This is a genomic window from Shewanella sp. DC2-4 (assembly GCF_013248875.1).
GTDB classification, from domain to species: domain Bacteria; phylum Pseudomonadota; class Gammaproteobacteria; order Enterobacterales; family Shewanellaceae; genus Shewanella; species Shewanella oncorhynchi.
The window spans coordinates 267,176-288,623 of record NZ_JABRVR010000002.1 but is presented as its reverse complement, the minus strand read 5'-3'; the positions used below and the strand labels follow the sequence as shown (position 1 = coordinate 288,623).

Here is a 21,448-nt window from a genome sequence, read left to right as displayed (position 1 = left end):
TGCGCCAGGCGCTGCTTTGGTAAGGCTTAATGCCTTTGTCGTAAGCGATAACCCGCTCCCCTCACGGTTTCGATAAGCTCGCCATGGCCTAACTCTTCAAATTTACGGCGTAATTTTGCGATATGCACATCGATGACGTTCGTGCGCGGGTCGAAGTGATAATCCCACACTGCTTCGAACAATAAGGTGCGGCTAATAACTTGATTAGCATGTTCCATCAGATACTTAAGTAACTGGAACTCTTTTGGCTGTAGCATCAACTCCTGCCCGTCTAAAGTGACATTACGGGTCAGTAACTCCATCTTCAAACCACCAACAACGAGATCAGTTGTCACAGGCACAGATTGGCCACGGTGCATCAGTTTTTCAGCGCGAACTAATAACTCGGAGAAAGCAAACGGCTTAGTCATATAGTCGTCGCCGCCCGCGCGCAGGCCTTTCACTCGCTCATCAACGTGCGCTAAGGCAGATAAAATCAGCACTGGGGTTTGATTGCCCGTTGCCCTTAAGGCAGCCAGCAATTTTAAGCCATCGAGCTGGGGTAACATGCGGTCGAGGATCACGAGATCGTACTGACTACTCGTCGCGAGTGACAGACCTTGATGGCCATCGCTCGCCGTTTCGATATTGTGGCCCTGCTCAAGAAATCCTTTGACGATGTAATCAATCGTCGTCGCATCATCTTCAACTAAAAGTATTTTCATCTGTATGTTGCGCTCCTCAATCTTAAGCACTCGTGTGAGCACTCGATTGACTTAGATATTTCAATCCCACTTAAGTAAAGGTAACGGTCGTAAATTTTCGACATCAAAGGCCAACTTAAACTTACCCGTATCGTCTAGCAGCTTAAGTTCTAAGTAACTGATACCTAAGTCGTGGTCTAATTTTGCTTCGGTTAAGAAGGCTTTATGATCTTTAGTGGCCTTAATGATTAGACCTGAAAAGGTTTGATCTTTTGCCGCGATCATACGCGTTGCCTCAACCTCACCCAGATCATCGGCGCTTACTTTACTCGCCTTTTGTTTCAGTAACTTACCATCACGGGCACGATATTCAAACCGCGTTATAGAGTTTGCTAAAGGATTAATCAACTCAAATTGATAGACTAATTCACCCTCTTGCTCTTCCATATGAAATTCGGCAATCACACCGGAGAACCCTTTTTCAATCTGCTGCATAACGCTCAACGGCGGTACATAGTCTCCACCCGCAAACATCGAATACATGCTCTGAGCCGCCGTTGCGACACCAGATACCAACATGAATCCTAGCAACCATAGTCTCATGGCCCCTCCATTTAAATCAGCTAAGTTTGTATCTTATGAGACAATCAGTTAGAAGTCGATGGACCTATTGCGCCTGTATACAATTCCAAGCTAATCCCTCACAATTTACCACTGGATATCGAATCACACTGTGTCAGCGTTAACTCTGGTTCGGCCATCAATTGATCTGAAATCCAACGTCAACAGCACCTACATCGCTGATAAGCCAAACACTAAATCATTTTGTGGCTAATGTGTTAAGTCTACCTAATACCAGCTTAAACACCGATGGAAACAAGATTAAGCTTTGATCATCTGAGGATTTTTAAACATGACATTTTCAGTGATAACCCTCAATTTCGCCATTTAGAATCAAGAGGATTGAATTTTAGCGGGTATTTTAGTCTATCTGTGTCATTACAAAGTGGAATTGGCAAATAAATCTCCCTCGACTAAAGTCAGATAACTTAGCGTCAGGTAACGGTATTTTTAAATCGGAGCGAAAATGAAACCAGTCATACGATGGATAAGCTTAAGCTTGTTATTAATAGCAGCATTAAGCGCTTATGCCTATGGCAGCGCCACCAGTGCATTGGTGTTCATCATCTTAGGCATGCTATTGGAAGGGACATTTTGGATTGGATTACTCGGTAAGCGAAAAACGAAATAAACAGCCTCAGTTAATTTGCAGCTAGTGCGTGATTCGTCCTAACTATCCCAGTGTGAAATCGGCGCAGGCATAGCATGGGCATACCCCTGTTGATAATCGCATCCCAATAAAGTTGCCACATCAATGTGCGTCAAAGTCTCCACACCTTCACAAACAACCTGCATTCCTAATCGCTGTAAATACTCAACTAAGCTCGTCAACATACGCATTGAATGTGAAGAGCGACAAGCTTGCAGCAAAAGGGAACGGTCTAACTTGATTACATCATAGGGCAATACCATCATACGCAAGAAATTACATTCTTGGGTGCCAAAATCATCCAGTACGATGCTGGCTCCTCGTGCCCGTAACATTTCAATCAATTCATGCTGTTTATCATCTAATAAAGTGTGTTCTAACACTTCAAACCAAATTTTGATGCACAGCACTTTTGCTTGAAGCAACAGCATTTGTAATAAATTTTGGTAAGTCACACTGTATGGCATGGGATTTAAATTAATGGACAGTATGCCAACGCCTTGATCGGCTAATCGAGGTAAGTCTTTGATAATCGACCTCAACATCCATATATCAATATGCAAAGCAGCATTTTTATCTAACAATAAAAAATCAATACCTGTATATGCATGACGCTTGGCATCCCAACGGCGTGCAAGTGCTTCATATCCTATAACGGTTTTATCAACCCCGATAATAGGCTGATAAAAAGGCATAACCACATCAGACATAATGCAGCTTGCAATATCTTCACTCACTTTTTTACGCTTAACTGACAGCATAGATACCTACAGAATATTAATATATCTGACTTATTTTTAACTAAATTGGCACTCGTTTCTATCAGATAAATCCTAAAAACAAAAAAATCACTGCACTTTATTATAGGACTATTCCTATTAACGCATAAAAATCACCCATATAAAATACAGCTAAAATGTTGTTCCAATCGAACAGCAACATCAACCAAAAATGAAATAAAGGCAAATCAATACAAGGTAACTCAATAATAATGCGATTATATTTAGCGCTGTTTGGTATTATTTTTTATAGCTCTCAAGTTTATGCTGCGGCAGAAATAAGCATAGGAACCTTATTTGACTATATGCCTAGCAATAAAACCACTTATTTGAAAAAAATAATGAACATGGGCGATTCAACTGCATTTATTAAAATATCGATTAACGAAATAAAATATGATGAAAATGGTCTGCCATACGAAGTACCTGAACAAGAGACAGAAAACCGCGCCTTGATAGCGAGCCCGTCTCGCTTAATTATTCCAGCCAAGGGAGTACAAGCAACGAGATTATTATTCTTAGATAAAAAAGACACAGAACGTTACTTTAGAGTTCGCTTTGTACCAGTGCAGCCAAAAAACAATGATGGATTTGATGAGCAAAAAACTGAAAAAACGCATGAAGAACTCACTGCCGGAATACAAATACTAACAGGTTATGGGGCATTTTTATTTATCACCCCAGAAGAACCTAAATACTCAACTGAAATAACGGAAGACACAAATAGCGCAGAAATAAAAAATAACGGGAATACAACTATTATTTTAGATTTTTTTGAATCATGTAACAAAAAAACCAAAGAGTGTTCCACAGCGACCAAATTGCACATCTTACCCGGTTCAAAAAAACAACTGGTAAAAAATAGTAACGAAAGCTATCACTTTCAATTGATTGAAGGTGATAAAACCAAAAGCATAGTTATTGGTAACTAATGCATCCCTAAAAGGAGACTGTAATGAAAATATGGAAGGCGGCCCCAATAACCTTATTAGTGGCCATGAACTCATTTGCGGCTGAAAAGATTGAACATCAAGTCATTGTGATTGCACAAATTCCGTCAGAGAACTTTTTTGTGCAACCAACAGGCAATGATAACTGGATCAACAGCCAGCAAAAGTTAGCATATAACGTCCATACAAAAAAGCTAGATCAATTAAATAAGCAACTAGAAGTGAAAAGTACCATTGGTGCTATTACGGGTTACTTATCAAACCCAGCCATTATCGCCAGTGGCAATGATAATATTGCACTAACAGTTAAAGTGGGCGGTATTGAACTGAAGACATCTGCGACAGAATTAGTCGATGTCGACAATGCTAAAACGGGTAAAACCCTTGGACTAGAGATCATTCCAACTGTCCCAGCAAGCGGCTATGTCGCAGGTAACTACCAAGGCATGGTCAATATGATTTTCGAATCTGAAACACCACCTAAAAAACCATAGAGATTTATTAAGTTAAATTTCAAAAAAGCTCCCGCGAAGGGAGCTTTATTAATTTTCAAGTTAACGACTCATGCTTTTCATTTTTTCGATATGAGGCAACACACTTGTCATCTTTGATCCTGACTATTCTGATCGCAACGCTAATCTTTAGCTCTTGCTCTTTGGCTAATAGCACACCATCAGACTCACTCAAGCTGCTAAAGCAATATCAAAACTTGCCCGATGGATTTTCTGAGCATTTTTTTAATGCCCCATTAACAGTAAGAATCACCATTGATAATAAATTGCTTGGCGAAGGTGAAATAGTGTTAGGACTCGATACCAGCGTGCAACTATTAAAACTCATAGACGTGAGCGAAAGCGATCTTGACGAACGTCAGCAACAATTATGGATAGCGCAATTAAACCAAAAACATAAGTTGGGTTTGTGCCCAAAAGGCTGTCAGGGCGGCATATTAGCGATTGAATATAATTTGGAGAACTCTCAATTATCCATTTTAACGGCTAATATCGAAAAACAACCATCAAGCTCGCACTACTATGCCTTGCCTGAACAGGGAAGCTACGGCGCGCTATTTCGACAACAACTCAATTGGAGTCAATCCAATGAGAGCGATTACGCAGGCCGTTATAATTTGCAAGCCCAAGCAAGTTTAGGCCAGTGGACCACACTACTTGAAGGTGAAGTCACTCAAAATAATGAAGAGACACTCAACTCGACTATTCAACAGTTGTATACAGAACGTCAAAACGAAGGACACTTCTATCGACTCGGGTATTTCTCCCCTTATGCCCAAGGTTTAGTTCGTCAGCCCATCATTTATAGCGGCAGCTCACAAGCTGTGATGGGGGTGATGTTGGGTGACTCTAATCAGTTATTGGTCGATCAAGCCTATGCCAGTGCCACACCCATTTATGTCACTCCGAATCGTGCAGGTGTGGTAGAAATCTACCAAAATGGACAATTGATCAACTCGCAACAGATTAACGCAGGCTTACAAGCCATTGATACTAAAGTATTACCATCTGGCATATATGAAGTTGAAATTCGGATTCTAGAAGATGGCCAAGTCACTGAACGTCGTCGAGAAATCATTAACAAACCCACTCAATGGCAAAACACTGAAGAACCCTTTCGAGTGAACTTGTTTGCTGGAGAAAAGTTACAAGATATAACGAATTGGGATGATGAAAGCAGACGCGGACTCAGCACGGGGGTACTCGCAAACTACTTATTAACACCGGCGATCATCCTTGGCGCCGCGGCTCAATTTATGGATAAAGGTTGGCATTATAGCGTTTCGGCCGATTGGGACTGGAACCAACAACTGCGCTTTTTTGGTAATTGGGTGATAAATGAACAACAGGGCAGCGATTTTGATTTGCAAGCAGTTTATAGCTATAGACACGGCAGCTTTGTACTCAGCCATCAGCAACAGCTCAATCAATCGCAAAGTAGTGATATCACGAACTCTAATCCCCAAAAGACGAGTGTATCTTTGCAACATAACTTAGGAAATGGTCACTCTGTTTCGGCCTATTTGTCACATCAATCCGAGCAAGGTCAAGGAATTGACTTAGGTTGGCAGTACAGCGGCAAACTCTGGGGACGCCAAATGAGCTGGAGTTTAAATGCGTTCGATCGTCCTGGCAGCATTAACACTTCAGCCCAGCGCGACCAAGGCGGAGCACTTTATTTCAGTATGAACTTAGGCGCTCAAACGCGTCGAATGGGTGGTGGCTTAGGCAGCAGAACTTCACGTTCTGGCGGGCAAGAACAGCATGCCTATGTTGATTACCAACAGCAACTAGACTGGCGTGGCATTGAAACCATAGGGATGGGGCTAAACACGGATAGCTATGGGGTTGGTGCAACCGCCAATAGCCGCTTTAGCAACGATATTGTTAGCGGGGATGCCTATGCACAGTCATCGTCCTATAACAGCGGCATCACAGGCGGCATAAACCTCGATAGTATGGTTGCACTGGGGCAACAGGGTGAACTCAGCATCTCAGGCCAAAGCCAAAACCACGATGCGGGCATGATAATCGATGTCATGGCTGATACCCCAGACATCATTTTACAAGCAGAAGATGAGCACGGTGGCAGTGTCACCTTAAAGCCTGGGCGCAACTTAGTGCCAGTGACCGCCTATCGCAGTGGTAGCGTACAACTCGCCATACAGGACTTTGATGACACACCTTCAGTCATCCAACCGAGCGTATTGCACTACCACCTCAATAAGGGAGGCGTCAGTTACCAACAAATCAGAGTCATGAAGACTGTCACTGTGATTGGCCGCTTAGTGAATCAACAGGGATTGCCGCTTAAAGGCGCGCTTATCGCCAACCATGCGGGGCGCAGCTTGAGTGAGGCCGATGGCTTTTTTGCCGTCGAAATGAGTGAACACCATCCGAGCTTGCAAGTGGAGTATCAAGGTATACAAGAGTGCAACCTTGAACTCGATTTACACCGAGTGAAACGTGAACAGAACCTATTGCTATTAGGCAATATCACTTGTAATGCCCAAACATGGGCACAACAAACATTAACAGAGAACCTAGCCAAGTGAATTATCGTTACGCTTTATATGCATTGTTGGGATATTTGCTACTCAGCCCATTAACAGAGGCAGCTACCATTCAGGTTACTGCTGAATATAAACCTGCGCCCTATGATATTAATGGTAGTAAGTTTATTAACACTACACCATGTTCAGTTCCTGAAAATATGACTGGTGATTTCTGGTGTAAAGGCACCGCATCTTTAGAAAATGAGCAAGCAATAAAAATAGAGACGACAATATCATCAAAACTAATTAGTAATGATGGAAAACTAGAACATGCTATTACTTATCAAAAGTTTACTGGCGAAAAAACTGTAGAGCTGACAAAAAAAGGGAGTAGTAAAACACACAAAATGAAATTTAAACTAACGAAAATTGGAGCATCTCAAACCCCGAACTTAATAAAAGAAGCAGGAGAAACCGATAATTTTTGGTTATATTATGTTCAAGGAGATTGCAACTTCAGATTAAATACCTGGGCAAGCAGTAGCATTTTAGATTATTTTTATGACATAAAAAACGCTAACCAACAGTCTGGAGGCATTTGTTACAACAATAAATTTAACCCGAAATTCACATCATCAAAGAATGTCACCCTTCAAAGGATTTATATTGGTTATAAACTGCAACCTCCCGATCCTTTAAAAATGGAAAATGGTACTTATAAAGGCAATATAACCCTGAGCCTTGGACGCAATAAAGATCTCGACTTTGGTGATGCAACCTATTCAGACTCAAACGTAACCATAGAATTTACCTTAAGGGTCACGCATCAACTTAAGTTAGAATTCCCTGCTGGCAGCAATAAAGTAATCTTGCAACCGCCTAAGGGCTGGGCACCATGGATGAACAGCGGAAAAACACCGCCCAACTTAAAGGCTGAATTGCCGTTTAAGTTTTGGTTTAGCGCACCATTTGATGTTTCATTGAGTTATTGCCAATATCAAAAAAATGGCCAGTGCCAACTTAAAAACATTAAAAACAGTCACAAAACAAATATAGAAATCAGTTATATAAATGGTATAGGAAAATCAGTGCCGCTATCGACATCAAAGTACCATTTTACAAATACAGATGGGGAATATATCAATGTTGCAAGAAAGCTATTGTTTGAAATTAACAAAACCAACTTAACTGAAATGATGAAATATCCAGGAAGCACTTACCAAGGGGATGTAACTATTATGTTCGAGGCTGAAATCCCTCCATTTTAACATTAAAATAATCCCTGTTGCTGTGCATAATGAAACAATTCACTGTCACTTTTTAAACCGAGTTTTTGCATCGCATTGGTTTTTTGGGTACTTATGGTTTTTACACTGCGGTGTAAATAGCTGGCAACTTGAGTCACTGACATGCCGTTTGCCAGTAAACGTACCACTTCTATTTCTTTCAGTGAAAGTTCAACTGGGATGGTATATTGATTAATACCTTGTTCATTTAATAATTCACGGACAGTTTCGCCAATGTAAACAGAACCTAATAATACTTTTTTAACTGTTTTCTCTAATTCGGCAATGACTGATTTTTTTAATAATAAGCCTTGTATTCCAATCTGTAACAGCGCTTGTAATACACCTAAATTATGTACTTGGGTCAATACTATTATGGGTAAATTTGGATATTTTCGTCTTAGCTGTTTAATCATGGCCATACCATCGACATTGTCATCATTAGGCATACTAAAGTCTGTGATCAATAAGTCACATTCATGTTGTTCTAATGTACGCCATAATTCGGAAACATTATTTGCTTCAGCAACAATGTCACAACTTGGCTGCATTTCAGCCATCAAACTACGCACGCCAGTGAGTATAATAGGGTGATCGTCGGCAAGGATGATCTTAAAAGCCATATATAACTCCTCGTGATAATGTGAACTTATGGATGCCTTATCTATACTACTTGGCATCGGTGTTTTTTTCGAGACTTAATACACTTTGGTCATAGAGATGCGTGCGACTCAAAAATTGCGTTACCAACTTCTTTGCATCTTCAGTTGCTTATCCCTGCTATGCATGACTTTTATCACTCATGCCGAACAGCCCAAAACCACAACAATTAGAGTAGGCGTACTCGCCAATGGCTGGGGACCTTTTCAACAAATTAATGACCAGATAACAACGGGATTTAGTGTCGAACTCATACAACTGCTCGCCAAAAATCTTAATTACCAAATAGACTGGAAGGTTTATCCCAATTGGATGAGCCTTTATTCTGCTGGCTGCAATGGGGAAGTCGATGTCTTGCTTGACGCTTTTCGTACTGTTGAACGTACTCAATGCCTTATGTTTAGCCGCTCATACTACACCTCCCCTACTGTTGTCGTTATTCGTTACGACAGCCGATTTTTTCGCGATGTGAGTGAATTTGGCCAAGCTCGGATTGCCGTTGAAAAAGGATTCTCGACGGAGAAATTAGTCAAACTGCATTATCCAACCGTAACAGAAGTAACATTTTCTAATACAGAACAAGCACTTTCCTCCGTCATTGATAAAACGACCGATGCCTATATCGGTAATCTTCATGTTGCTAACCAATACATTAGTGCACACCCTGAACTTCTTATCGTTGCCCAAGCCCCCCTGATGATGGAAAACTTACATTTAGGGATCACGAAGAACAATAGCCTGCTTGTAACACAACTCGATAACGCCTTAATGGCTCTGAGTGTAGAAGAGCGCAATGCTCTCGAAGTAACTTGGCTGGGTATGGGTGATCTTCATTTTTTAGGCCACAGTAATTTTCTACTTAGACCCAATGAACGCGAATGGCTGGCAGGTTTACCTTCACTCAGAGTCGGATTTGTAAGTCATTGGATGCCATTCTCTTCGGTTAACAATAAAGGCATCTTGGTTGGTTTACTTGCTGATTATCTTGAACAATTCAGAGAAAAACTAGGGCTTGATTATGCGGCACAAAAAACCAGAACGTGGGATGAAATCCAAACCGCACTCGTTAATCATGAGATTGATCTCGCCATTATTCCAACACGATTGAAAGCACAATATCCAGACTGGCACATGAGCGAAGTGTTTACGTCTTTCCCTATTGTTATAGCCACTGCCCGCAACAGTCCGCGAATCGCGGGGCTGTCAGAACTGAACTTTCAACGCGTGGTCATCACAGATAATCTACTGCTGCCAAGCATTAAAAAAGCCTATCCGAATATCGATGTTGTAGTTTCAGCCAATCCCGACGAAGGTCTGACCTTAGTCGCAAAGGGCAAAGCAGCGGCTTACATAGGTAATTTGGCCGTTGTGACTATGCTCATCGACGACAAATTTGACGATGAATTACGAGTAGCGGCACCAACGCCTTATAAAGATGAACTCGCTGTTGCCGTTCGTGAACCTTATTGGCCACTTATCCCATTAATTAACCGTGTTTTCTCCAGTATGAGTGAGAAAGAAAAACAGCAGATCCGCAATACTTGGCTAGCCGTAAATTACAGCGAAGGCATCTCTTGGCACACCTTACTCAAAACACTACTGCCGATTGCGATAGGTTTACTGCTTTTCATTGGCGGCTTAACCATAGCCTATTTAAAACTCAGGCAAGAAATCAATAAACGGCGCATCGTCGAAAATGCTCTGGCCATCGCAAAAGAAAACGCCGAGCAAGCCACTAAAAGAAAAGCTGAATTTCTCGCAGCCATGAGCCATGAGATCCGCACGCCCATGAATGGACTCGTGGGTATGGCAGAGCAACTCAGCTTTACCCCTCTTGGTATAGAACAAAAACAAATGGTACAAATCATTAGTAATGGCGCGGAAGAAATCCTCCAAATCATTAATAATATTCTCGATTTCTCTAAAATAGACATGGGGAAAATGCGCTTAGAATCAACCCCTATTCTATTGCGTGAAGTTCTCGATAGTACGCTTAATATGGTCATGAATGATTTACGCACCAAAGGCTTAAGCCTCTACTTACACGTTGACCAAGGCGTAGCTGCACGGGTAACAGGAGACAGTCTTCGTATAAAGCAAATCCTATTCAATTGGGTAAATAACGCCATTAAATTCACTGAACGCGGGTTTATTGAGGTCTCAGTCAAGCTTGAAGCCGAACAAGAAGGTCAACAATTACTGCTCATTGGCGTACAAGATACGGGTATCGGCATGAACACTGAGACTCAAGCGCGAATATTCAATATTTTTGAGCAAGCTGATGTCTCGACAACACGTAGCTATGGTGGTGCAGGTTTGGGCCTTGCCATTAGCCATACACTCGCCGAAATGATGGGCGGCGACATCATCCTGAATAGCGCCCCTCATTTAGGCACATTTATTGGTTTACGCATTCGGTTACCTGTGGTGGCTCAGAATGAATTTGATGAACAATTGCAGGGATTAAAAGCATATATCGCCATCGGCGATATAAAACTACGTCACACTTTATCTTGGCATTTAGCTTCATTAGGCATTGTATTAACAGAGAATAAAACCAATGCAGACCTGTTGTTTACTGATAATGCTTCGGATGATCGGCAACACATACTCTGCACTCACTTTAATGAAGCACTGGGTTATAGATACCAAAATGAGCAATGTTTATTGAATGCAAATCCCTTAACATCGCAAGCTGTGAAGGATGTGTGTTACATCAACATGGGGTGGATTGATACTATAGTCTCAACCCCGCAAAGGGATATTCAATTTAAGTTTAACTGGCCAGAATGCAAAATATTATTAGTTGAAGATCATCAACTTAATCAGATATTGGTGCAGCGACAGCTGAAACAGTTACGCCTAACATGTGATATTGCAGATAACGGTGCCCAAGCGCTCGCCCTCATGCAAAAGACTCAATATGACTTAGTGTTATGCGATTGCCGCATGCCAGTGATGGATGGCTACACTTTTTGCCAACAAGTGAGATCGCAGGAAATCGAGGGGCAACATATTCCCATCATCGCACTCACGGCCAACGTGCTAAATGAGCAGAAGCAAAGGTGCATGGCAGTTGGGATGGATGACTTACTGGCAAAACCACTGCACTTAGATGAGCTGTATAAAATGCTTTTGAAATGGCTACCGTCTGCAAAACCAGCACTTATCGATATAAAAATATTAGAGGATGCCTTTGGTCGGGAAGAGACATTAAGCAAAATGCTATTAATGTTTAAAACTGAGCTCGAAACCTCACTTCAGGATATTCAACTTAAAACACCTCAACTTGCGGATAAGATCCATAGATGTGCAGGAACTATCAGTATGTTAGGGCTCACATCAATAGCAGAGCACGCTTGGATACTCGAAGAAAAAATGAGGCAACAGGGAAATAATAATGCTGAAGCGGAATTGGCTCAATTTCAAACGACAATAGCCCAATTGATAACTGAGCTAGACGCGATAATGCGAAATCGCACCTAAATGGTGGCTGGTTTACTCAGAGTTATCATGGTGGACTAAGCTATTCCAAAATATGAATTTGTTCGGATTTGAGTGCCACCGTAGTTTGCATCCCCTTAGTAAGAGCAAGCTTTTGGGCAAAATGCAGCGAGACTTCGGTGTTAAGTTGTAATGGGGTGCCAGTGACGTAGCAGATAAGCCGAACGGATTCGCCCATCACCAGCATAGCGTCGATCGTGACATCTAATTTATTAAAACTGCGGCATAAACGCCCTTTGGAAATCGAATTAAAACGAATACCTTGATTGGGGATAACCCAACGGACTCGACTTCCCACAGGGCGCTCTTTGCCATAGTCGCAGGCAATTAGCTGCTCACCAAATTTAAGCCAAGTGAGATTTTTAATGCTGTCTTGAAATACCACTTCACCATCAAAAATATTTCTTAGCCCCATCTGCCTAGCCACAGCTTCATTTCGTGGCCGCGATAACACCTCGAAAGGTGCACCTTGCTGCAGCATCTTGCCTTGGCTGATCAAAATCATCGAATCAGCCAGCAGTAAGGCTTCATTTAAGTCATGGGTGACCATAATCACTGGGCAGAGTAACTGCTCTTTGAGGCGCGCAAGCTCAAGGTATAATCGCTCGCGAGTTTCCCTGTCCACCGCAGAAAAAGGCTCATCCAGCAACAAAACCGACGGTTCGCGAGCAAGCGCTCTGGCAAGCGCAACGCGCTGGCGCTGGCCGCCCGATAAATGCGCCGGTAATCGATCGGGTAATCCCTGTAGATTGACCCGTTCGAGCCAATCTTTCGCGCGCGGTATGCGTTCCGCCTTGGGAATATGATCAAGCCCAGCGACTACATTTTCTAAGGCAGTGAGATTCGGAAATAGCCCAAAATGCTGCGGCATATAACCGATATGGCGTTGCTGCGGGCTTAAGGCGATACGCGCTTTATCATCAAACCAAGGCCGATCGCCAAAGTGGATTTGTCCCGTATCGGGATGATTCAACCCAGCGATCATCCGTAGCAGTGTGGTTTTTCCACCGCCAGACGGCCCGACCACAGCAAGTACTTCACCCGCTTTACAGCGAAAATCGGCGTTGAGTTTAATGTGTTTATGATTTTGGATCTGACACTGCAGATCAGCGATGATTTGCGCCACGCTGACCTCCTAAACGCCGCGATAGGCTGGTTGTTAGTGCTAACGCCGTCACGGCAAACAGCAATAAGACTAATGACATAGTGCCAGCGGCATTAAAATCGAATGATTGCACACTGTCATAAATTGCAATCGAAATCGTCTTAGTCTCTCCAGCAATATTGCCGCCCATCATCAGCACAACGCCAAACTCCCCAAGCACATGGGAGAAGCACAGAACTAATGCCGTTAGCACACCCGGCCACACCATAGGCAATTCAATTTTAAGTAGAATTTTAAGTCGACTCATGCCGCAACAAGCCGCTGCGTCGCGAACATCATTAGGTACAGTTTCAAAGGCGCGTTGTATCGGCTGCACAGCGAAGGGAATATTAACTAAAACAGAGGCGATAACCAGACCTGAAAAGTGAAACACGAGTTGCTGACCCATGACTTGCTCAATCCATTGTCCGAGCCAACTTTGACTGCCAAGCCCCACCAGCAAGTAATAACCAATCACAGTCGGTGGTAATACTAAGGGCACCATGATCAGCGCCTCGACCCAAGATTTGCCGACAAATTGACGATAGGCTAATGCTCGTCCAGCCAAAATAGCTAAAGGAATCAACACTAAAACTGTGATGCCACTCAGCTTGACCGATAACCAAAGTGCCTGCCAATCCATCATGGTTGCTCTGGCAATGAAAAACCATAATCGGCCAAAACACGACGAGCACTATCGGCTCTTAAATAATCGTAAAAATGCTGAGCTGTTTCACCCGCCTTGGCCATTAATGCCATACGCTGAAACAGTGGGCTATGCATTTTTGCTGGCACTATGGCGTAATCACTATGTTTGGCAAAAGTAGGAGACATAGCTAAAGAGAGCGCAATAATCCCGCCCTGGGTTGAACCACTAATCGCAAACTGCCCTGCTTGGGACACATTTTCCCCAAGGATCAATTTAGCTTGAATCGCATCCCACAACTGCACAAACTGCAATGCTTCTTTGGCCTTTTCGCCATAGGGAGCGTGATCAGGATTAGCAATAGCAAAACGGGTAATTTTTCCTGCAGCGAGTGCGTCGGCTAACCCCTTAAGTTCAGGATCAACGGACAAACGACCTGTTTTAGGTACAACAATAGCGAGTTGCCCTTGGGCATAAAGAACGCCAGCATCGCGGGCAACGCCAGCACTATGCAATTGCTGAATATATTTTTCATCCGCAGATAAAAATAATTCATAGGGCGCACCATTTTGGATTTGAGTAGCAAAATTGCCCGATGACCCATAGGATATTTTTACTTTTAGCCCAGTTTCATTGGTAAATTTTTGGCTAATATCATCGAGGGCAAAACGTAAATCAGAGGCAGCGGCAATTGCGGGAATCGCTGTATTATCCGCCGCGCGACTCGTCGATGGCACGACCGCCAAGCACCAGAGTAATGCAAAAACACAGGTATGAAAGAAACGGGTCAAACTCTGCATTGGGTCACCTTAGTGCAATATTCGCGCGGGTCTTAAACTGGCAAGCTGCGTTGCGACTACGAGTATCTCTGTCACGCGACTAGTCTTTGTGTTGCCATAGCTTAGCCGCCTGTTCATCGGCATCTTTCGCTTCAACCCAACTTTTACCTTGCTCGCCCGCTTCTAATTTCCAGAATGGCGCTTTGGTTTTTAAAAAGTCGATTAAGAATTCACAGGCAGCAAAAGCGGCCTTGCGATGGGCGCTGGTTACGCCGATAAACACAATCTGCTCACCCAGAGCCATAGTACCGACACGGTGAATAACCGTCACTTTATTAAGCGGCCAACGGCTACGCGCCTCGGCAACGATTTGTTCTAACACGGCTTCGGTCATGCCCGGATAGTGCTCTAAGGTTAAATCTGTCACCGCGGCGCCATCGTTAAAATCACGCACTTTGCCGACAAAAGTGACTACGGCACCATCGCTATCATCTTGAGCTAGCTGGCGATATTCGTCAGAAACACTAAAATCGACCTCTTGCACTCGAACTGCGGGTAATAAACGCATATTAACCTCCTGTAACCGGTGGGAAAAAGGCGACTTCATCACCATCGTTTACAGGCGTATCCCATTGACTAATGGTCTGATTTACCGCCACCAGCAATTTGTCAGAGGTTAATACTTTGGCCCATTTGTCGTCGGTGGCCGCCAGCGTTGCCCGTAATGCTTCGGCAGTTTGAGTCTGCTCGCTCGCCTCTAAACTTAATTTAGCTGTGCCCAACAATTCTCGAACTTGAGCAAAAAACAACACGTTAATCATAGTCTTCTCTCGTTTTTGATCCGCTAAACCTTAAAATGTCCCGACTTGCCGCCACGCTTTTCCAACAGACGGACTTGGGAGATCACCATATCTTTTTGCACAGCCTTGCACATGTCATAGATAGTTAACGCCGCCACTGAAGCTGCTGTTAACGCTTCCATCTCTACGCCCGTTTTGCCGGATAACTTGCACAGGCTAGTAATACGCACGCGGTTATGTTCAGGTTGTGCCTCTAAATCAACTTCAACTTTCGTTAGCATCAGCGGATGGCAGAGAGGGATAAGATCTGAGGTTTTTTTCGCAGCTTGAATGCCCGCAATACGCGCGGTCGCAAACACATCACCCTTGTGGTGGCTGCCACTCATGATCATCTCGAGTGTCGTGCTCGCCATCTCAATAAAAGCTTCTGCACGGGCTTCGCGCTCGGTAACGGCTTTTTCAGTTACATCGACCATATGGGCATTGCCATCGGCATTAATATGAGTAAATACATTGCTCATTGGAGCGATCCTTTAATTGAGGTCAAAACAGGGTACAAGGGAAATTGAACTTATACTCGCGCTAAATTGGCTATGGCAACAGACCTAAAATCAGGTCTAGCCGCCAATAGAGGCAAGATGCTGAGTGACACCTGTGATGCCTTGATGCAAGTAATGGGTTTCTTTCTTCTGGGCTAATTGACCGTGCAGACGCTCAATTAATTCCGCTTGCTGGTTAGAATGCTGTAGCAGATCACGTAAATCGACACCAGATTCCGTAAAGAGGCACAAGTGCAATTTACCCTTAGCAGATACCCGTAAACGGTTACAGGTAGCACAAAAATTATTGGCATAGGGCATGATCAAGCCGATACGGCCCTGATAATCGCTGCGGCTGAAATTTTGGGCTGGACCATCGGAGGCACTTGGCGTATCTAATTGCCAGCCATCTGCCAGTAACTGTGCTTTGATGTCGGCGCCCGCTAGGTGATGGGCTTCAAAATACTCACGACCAAGACCCGTTTCCATCAGCTCGATAAAACGCAGGTCGATTGGCGTGTGTTTAATCCAGTGTAAAAAACGTGGCAAATCTTTATCGTTTAAACCTTTAAGCAGTACGGCGTTGATTTTTACTCGCTCGAAACCTGCCGACAAGGCGGCATCAATCCCCCGCATCACTTCATCAAACTTATTTTCGCCGGTGATCTGGTAAAACATTTTGGGATCTAAACTATCCACGGACACATTAATACGACGCAAGCCCGCATCGAACCATTCTTTAGCATGCTTTTCGAGTCGATAGCCATTAGTGGTCGTTGCTATGGTTTGAATGCGCGGGTTATCGGCAACGACACGTATGATGTCGGTAAAGTCTTTACGCAGGGTAGGTTCACCGCCTGTAATGCGGATTTTTTGGGTGCCGACTTGGCTAAATGCAGAGACTAAGTTTTCTATCTCATTGAGAGATAAAAATTTTGGTTTACCTTCTGGATGATAACCATCAGGGAGGCAGTAACTGCATTTGAAGTTACAAACGTCAGTGACTGACATCCGTAAATAGTGAAATTTTCGACCAAAGCTGTCTTGTAATTGAGACATGATCACCTTTCCAAGTGTGGGAGGTGAGAGCATTTCTTATCCCACCCCGGTGGCATTATTACCACGGCTACACCTCCATATCTTTCGACTTAGGTAGGCAAGCTCGGAGAACCGTCGTCGGTGATTATAGGCCGAAAGTACTCACTAGCTATACCCCTAAACAGGTATTTATTAACCTAGATCACGCTAGCGTGAATAATCTGTGACAGTCCTCACCTAAAGATTTGTATTGAATTAGACTAAACAGCAGCGTAATCCACTGTGACCTTATCTTATTTTCAGGTAAGGTGGTACAAGCAATAAAACGCCCGTTTACAAACTACAACACTCGATAAAAATCGGGGAAACGTGAAGGAAGAGGTGAACTGATGGAACGCGAATCAATGGAATTCGATGTTGTTATCGTCGGTGCTGGTCCAGCTGGCTTGGCCACGGCATGTCGATTAATGCAAATATCACAGGATTCAGGTAAAGAAATTACCGTCTGTGTGGTAGAAAAAGGCTCAGAAGTGGGCGCGCATATTCTGTCAGGCGCAGTGTTCGAGACAAAAGTGCTAGACGAGCTATTCAGCGACTGGCGTGAAAAAGATGCCCCAATAAAAACCGCTGTCACCCACGACGAAATCTACCTACTCAGCTCAGCCACCGACGGCCGAGTCATGCCTAATGCTTTTGTGCCAAAAACCATGCACAACGACGGCAATTTTATTATCAGCGTCGGTAATCTGTCCCGCTGGCTTGCCAATCGCGCAGAAGAACTCGGTGTCGAAATATTCCCCGGCTTTGCCGCCAGCGAACTGCTATTTAACGCCGATAACAGCGTTAAAGGTATTTTAATTGGCGATATGGGAGTGGGTGCCGATGGCGAACCCAAAGACAGCTTTATGCCAGGCATGGAGTTGCATGCTAAATATACCGTTTTCTCCGAGGGTTGCCGCGGCCACTTAGGCAAGCAACTTATCGAAAAATACCATTTAGATAATGGTAAAACACCACAGCATTATGGTTTAGGCTTCAAAGAAATTTGGAAAGTCCCCGCCGAGCAACACGAACAAGGCAAAGTCGTTCACACAGGTGGCTGGCCATTAACCGAGGGCGCATCGGGTGGCGGCTTCCTTTATCACATGGAAGATAACCAAATTGCGGTCGGCCTTATTATTGATTTGAACTACAAAAATCCGCATCTGAGCCCATTTGACGAATTCCAGCGCTATAAAACCCACCCTGTGATTGCTAAGTATTTAACGGGTGGCGAACGCCTTAGTTATGGCGCCCGCGCGATTACTAAAGGCGGCTTAAACTCGCTACCTAAGATGAGTTTTCCTGGCGGTCTTATCATAGGCTGCAACGCGGGTACGTTGAACTTTGCTAAAATCAAAGGCACTCACACTGCGATGAAGAGCGGGATTGTTGCAGCAGAAACCTTAGGTAAAGCCATGATGGCAGGGGTTGAAGGCGGTAAAGATCTCGACTGTTACCAAACCCACCTTGAAGAAAGCTGGCTATACGAAGAATTGCATAAATCCCGCAACTTTGGTCCAGCAATGCACAAATTTGGTACCTATTTAGGCGGCGCATTCAACTATATAGATCAAAACTGGTTTGGCGGAAAGTTCCCTATCACACTGCGTGATGAGCACCCAGACTATGCGCAAATGGCACCTGTGAGCGCTTACAGCAAGATTGATTATCCAAAACCCGATGGCAAGCTTAGTTTCGATAAACTGTCCTCAGTGTATCTGTCGAGCACTTATCATGAGGAAGATCAGCCCTGCCATTTACGTCTCAAGGACAGCAGCATTCCACTGGGCATTAACTTGACTCAGTTTAATGAGCCAGCACAGCGTTACTGCCCAGCAGGCGTGTATGAAATCGTCGAAGAGGCGGGTCAACCCAAGTTTGTAATCAATGCGCAAAACTGCATTCATTGCAAAACCTGCGACATTAAAGATCCGAGCCAAAACATCACTTGGGTTACACCGGAAGGCGGTGGTGGTCCAAACTACCCCAACATGTAACATTTGGATGATAAATGTAAATAATGGCGCTCAATGGAGCGCCTTTTTTTCACCTTTTACACGAATAGTTCACTTTTTTTACTTGCCCTTACTCGCGACATTGGCCACAATTGCCACACAAAAAAGAGTTCGTTTTCAATCACCATCTCATTTCCATCTATACTCTACATAATTAGATCTACAGCAAGACCAACAGGTTAGGCCAAATAAGTGTTCTATACGCTGTTTCATTCGGCAACCGGCCTAGACTAAGGTTAACTTTTAACATTTCTGTCCGATAATCTTTTACCGTACAAGAGTGCGTTGACCGATAACTCAAAATAGTCCAACACAGGCATATTGATATTTATGATATTTAATAACCTCACCATTAAGCAGAAAATTCTGTTAACAGTGACATTTGCAGTACTGTTGTCGACCATACTCGTCGGCGTATTAAGCCAACGTAGCGCGAAAAATGTCGTACAACAAAGGATGTTAGGTTCGGAATTACCGAGCTTAATGATGCAAATTCGCAATAAGATCGATCTCGACATTTCCACTTTGATGAATGCTGCAGAGCAATTGGCCAGTAGCCGCATGTTACTGCAATGGCTCGAAGACGGTAGACCGCAGGCCCAAGAACCCCAAGTCGTAGCCCAACTCAAAGACATCACTCGTCAGTATAAGCTAGCGCAAGCTTCCTACGCCGACAGACAAACTGCCGCCTACTATACTCAGGATGGTTTTTTGCGCGTGCTCACTCCTGCGCAGGACGGCTGGTTTTTTGGTTACCGAGACAGTGGCCAAGAACGTATGTTGAACGTATTTACTGAGGCCAACGGCGAAGTCAAACTCTTCATCAACTACCAACAACCCAATGGTCGCGGCTTAGTCGGGCTCGCTAAATCACTCGATGACATGGTGCGTTTGCTGAGCTCGTTTAAAATTGAAGAAACCGGTTTAGTCTACTTAGTGGATGCTAAAGGTGAGGTAAAACTCCACCCAGATACGAGCCAAATTGGTAAGAGCAGCCTAAGCAGCTTATACAAGGATGCGAGTTCAAGCTCATTATTAAACCGCAGTGATTTCAATCTGATCAATACCAAAATCAATGGCGAAAACATGCTGGTTGCCAGTAGTTATATCGCATCTATGGATTGGTACTTAGTCGCACAGGTGCCCGAGGCCGAAGTGTTCGCACTATTAACCGAAGCGGCTTATCAGATCTTAATCTGGACGCTAATAATTGCAGCGGGCTTTATTGTACTCGCCATCGTGGTGGCAGGTTCTGTGAGTCGTCCTATTGCCCAAGTTGCCGCCATGTTCCACGACATAGGCGAAGGCGAAGGTGACTTACGTCAACGTCTACCAGTCAATGGTGAAGATGAAATTGCACAGCTCGCCAAAGGATTTAACAGCTTTATCAGTAAGATACAGGAATCTGTCATCGAAGTGGCACAAACCAGCGAACAGCTCGGTTTCTCGGCTAAGGATGTGTCGAATCAGGCACAGCAAACCTTAGAAGACAGCCACGAGCAGAAAGATCGCACTATGATGGTGGTAACGGCCATTAATGAAATGGGCGCGACGGTTAATGAAATTGCCAGTAATGCCGCCCAAGCTGCGGTTGCCGCCAGAGATGCAGATACTGAAGCCAGCAGCGGCCAAGTTGTGGTAACCCGTGCCCGCGATACCATTAACCAATTGTCGAAAGACGTTGGCCAAGTGGGTGAAGTGATTGAGTCCCTCGCGACCCACACTAAATCCATCGGTGGTATTTTAGATGTGATCCGCGCTATCTCTGAGCAGACTAACTTGTTAGCACTTAACGCGGCCATTGAAGCAGCACGTGCCGGCGAAGCTGGACGTGGATTTGCTGTCGTGGCCGATGAAGTACGTAACTTAGCCTCACGCACCGCGGCATCGACCAATGAAGTGCAAGGCATGATCGACAAACTGCAATCGGAAGCCAGCCGCGCGGTTAATGCGATGGCCCAGAGTCGTACCCGCTCCCACGAAGGCGTTGTGGCCGTCGATGAAGCCAGCAAATCGTTAATTGGCATTAGCGATCGCATTGGTCTTATCAGCGACATGAACATTCAAGTTGCTGCGGCAACGGAAGAACAATCCACAGTTGTGGAGGACATCAACCGTAACGTCACTGAAATCAATGACATTACTCAACGTACTGCCAATACTGCACAAGCGGCGGCACAGGCGAGTTTAGCCTTGAATCAACTGTCACACCGCTTAGATACCTTAGTGGCCAAGTTTAAGGTGTAAAACCTTAAAATTTACGCCATAAAAAACGCCTTAGATGTTTCCATCTAAGGCGTTTTTCT

The 21,448-nt window shown here is 44.1% G+C and carries 19 protein-coding genes and 1 riboswitch; of the genes, 8 read left to right on the top strand and 11 right to left on the bottom strand.

Annotated elements, in window-relative coordinates; all coding sequences use genetic code 11:
• Positions 1-26: 26 nt before the first annotated feature.
• On the bottom strand, positions 27-704 hold the full coding sequence (locus tag HQQ92_RS01880; RefSeq protein ID WP_006079763.1) for a response regulator transcription factor: 678 nt from the start codon (positions 702-704) through the stop codon (positions 27-29).
• 60 nt (positions 705-764) lie between these two features.
• Entirely contained in the window at positions 765-1,286 is a 522-nt protein-coding gene (locus tag HQQ92_RS01875) for a hypothetical protein (RefSeq protein WP_131524044.1), read from the bottom strand.
• A 484-nt stretch (positions 1,287-1,770) separates the two neighbouring features.
• Here HQQ92_RS01875 and HQQ92_RS01870 point away from each other — a divergent pair, with 484 nt between their 5' ends.
• The gene (locus HQQ92_RS01870) at positions 1,771-1,935 is read left to right on the top strand and encodes a hypothetical protein (protein ID WP_105251095.1); all 165 of its coding nucleotides are present in this window, start codon (positions 1,771-1,773) and stop codon (positions 1,933-1,935) included.
• A 38-nt stretch (positions 1,936-1,973) separates the two neighbouring features.
• On the opposite strand, the gene HQQ92_RS01865 is transcribed toward HQQ92_RS01870, so the two are convergent.
• Positions 1,974-2,690 (bottom strand): EAL domain-containing protein, encoded by a 717-nt coding sequence (locus tag HQQ92_RS01865; RefSeq protein ID WP_309247072.1) that lies wholly within the window; start codon positions 2,688-2,690, stop codon positions 1,974-1,976.
• 254 nt (positions 2,691-2,944) lie between these two features.
• On the opposite strand from HQQ92_RS01865, the gene HQQ92_RS01860 reads away from it, so the two are divergent.
• The 4 genes from HQQ92_RS01860 to HQQ92_RS01845 all read left to right on the top strand — a co-directional run bounded on the left by HQQ92_RS01860 (position 2,945) and on the right by HQQ92_RS01845 (position 7,957).
• Positions 2,945-3,664, top strand: a complete 720-nt coding sequence (locus HQQ92_RS01860; RefSeq protein ID WP_173242692.1) for a hypothetical protein — start codon at positions 2,945-2,947, stop codon at positions 3,662-3,664.
• A 23-nt stretch (positions 3,665-3,687) separates the two neighbouring features.
• Complete coding sequence (locus tag HQQ92_RS01855; RefSeq protein WP_173242690.1) at positions 3,688-4,176, top strand: CS1 type fimbrial major subunit; 489 nt, start codon at positions 3,688-3,690, stop codon at positions 4,174-4,176.
• 104 nt (positions 4,177-4,280) lie between these two features.
• On the top strand, positions 4,281-6,749 hold the full coding sequence (locus HQQ92_RS01850; protein ID WP_173242688.1) for a CS1-pili formation C-terminal domain-containing protein: 2,469 nt from the start codon (positions 4,281-4,283) through the stop codon (positions 6,747-6,749).
• Entirely contained in the window at positions 6,710-7,957 is a 1,248-nt protein-coding gene (locus HQQ92_RS01845) for a hypothetical protein (RefSeq protein ID WP_173242686.1), read from the top strand. The genes HQQ92_RS01850 and HQQ92_RS01845 overlap by 40 nt, the downstream gene beginning before the upstream one ends.
• 2 nt (positions 7,958-7,959) lie before the next feature.
• Here the strand turns inward: HQQ92_RS01845 and HQQ92_RS01840 are convergent, their stop codons facing one another.
• Positions 7,960-8,598 carry a response regulator transcription factor gene (locus HQQ92_RS01840; protein ID WP_168826430.1) on the bottom strand — a complete coding sequence of 213 codons (639 nt, stop codon included), beginning with the start codon at positions 8,596-8,598 and terminating at the stop codon, positions 7,960-7,962.
• Positions 8,599-8,761: 163 nt separating this feature from the next.
• On the opposite strand from HQQ92_RS01840, the gene HQQ92_RS01835 reads away from it, so the two are divergent.
• Positions 8,762-12,121 (top strand): response regulator, encoded by a 3,360-nt coding sequence (locus HQQ92_RS01835; RefSeq protein ID WP_251071109.1) that lies wholly within the window; start codon positions 8,762-8,764, stop codon positions 12,119-12,121.
• Positions 12,122-12,161: 40 nt separating this feature from the next.
• Here the strand turns inward: HQQ92_RS01835 and HQQ92_RS01830 are convergent, their stop codons facing one another.
• From HQQ92_RS01830 to moaA, 7 genes are all read right to left on the bottom strand, one after another.
• Positions 12,162-13,265: an ABC transporter ATP-binding protein gene (locus HQQ92_RS01830; RefSeq protein WP_173242682.1), complete on the bottom strand. Its 1,104-nt coding sequence runs from the start codon at positions 13,263-13,265 to the stop codon at positions 12,162-12,164.
• A complete protein-coding gene (gene modB, locus HQQ92_RS01825; RefSeq protein WP_105251087.1) occupies positions 13,246-13,926 on the bottom strand; it encodes a molybdate ABC transporter permease subunit in 681 nt (226 codons plus the stop codon). The genes HQQ92_RS01830 and modB overlap by 20 nt, the downstream gene beginning before the upstream one ends.
• Entirely contained in the window at positions 13,926-14,729 is an 804-nt protein-coding gene (gene modA, locus HQQ92_RS01820; protein WP_173242680.1) for a molybdate ABC transporter substrate-binding protein, read from the bottom strand. The genes modB and modA overlap by 1 nt, the downstream gene beginning before the upstream one ends.
• A 79-nt stretch (positions 14,730-14,808) precedes the next feature.
• Positions 14,809-15,276 carry a molybdopterin synthase catalytic subunit MoaE gene (gene moaE / locus HQQ92_RS01815; protein WP_105251085.1) on the bottom strand — a complete coding sequence of 156 codons (468 nt, stop codon included), beginning with the start codon at positions 15,274-15,276 and terminating at the stop codon, positions 14,809-14,811.
• 1 nt (position 15,277) lies between these two features.
• Positions 15,278-15,529 carry a molybdopterin synthase sulfur carrier subunit gene (gene moaD / locus HQQ92_RS01810; protein WP_006079756.1) on the bottom strand — a complete coding sequence of 84 codons (252 nt, stop codon included), beginning with the start codon at positions 15,527-15,529 and terminating at the stop codon, positions 15,278-15,280.
• 23 nt (positions 15,530-15,552) lie between these two features.
• On the bottom strand, positions 15,553-16,029 hold the full coding sequence (moaC, locus tag HQQ92_RS01805) for a cyclic pyranopterin monophosphate synthase MoaC (protein WP_006079755.1): 477 nt from the start codon (positions 16,027-16,029) through the stop codon (positions 15,553-15,555).
• Positions 16,030-16,125: 96 nt separating this feature from the next.
• Positions 16,126-17,106 carry a GTP 3',8-cyclase MoaA gene (gene moaA / locus HQQ92_RS01800; protein ID WP_173242678.1) on the bottom strand — a complete coding sequence of 327 codons (981 nt, stop codon included), beginning with the start codon at positions 17,104-17,106 and terminating at the stop codon, positions 16,126-16,128.
• A riboswitch (molybdenum cofactor riboswitch) is annotated at positions 17,094-17,227 on the bottom strand. Its footprint overlaps the gene before it by 13 nt.
• Positions 17,228-17,474: 247 nt before the next feature.
• On the opposite strand from moaA, the gene HQQ92_RS01795 reads away from it, so the two are divergent.
• Complete coding sequence (locus tag HQQ92_RS01795) at positions 17,475-19,124, top strand: electron transfer flavoprotein-ubiquinone oxidoreductase (RefSeq protein WP_105251081.1); 1,650 nt, start codon at positions 17,475-17,477, stop codon at positions 19,122-19,124.
• A 348-nt stretch (positions 19,125-19,472) separates the two neighbouring features.
• Positions 19,473-21,389 (top strand): methyl-accepting chemotaxis protein, encoded by a 1,917-nt coding sequence (locus HQQ92_RS01790; RefSeq protein WP_173242676.1) that lies wholly within the window; start codon positions 19,473-19,475, stop codon positions 21,387-21,389.
• Positions 21,390-21,448: the final 59 nt, after the last annotated feature.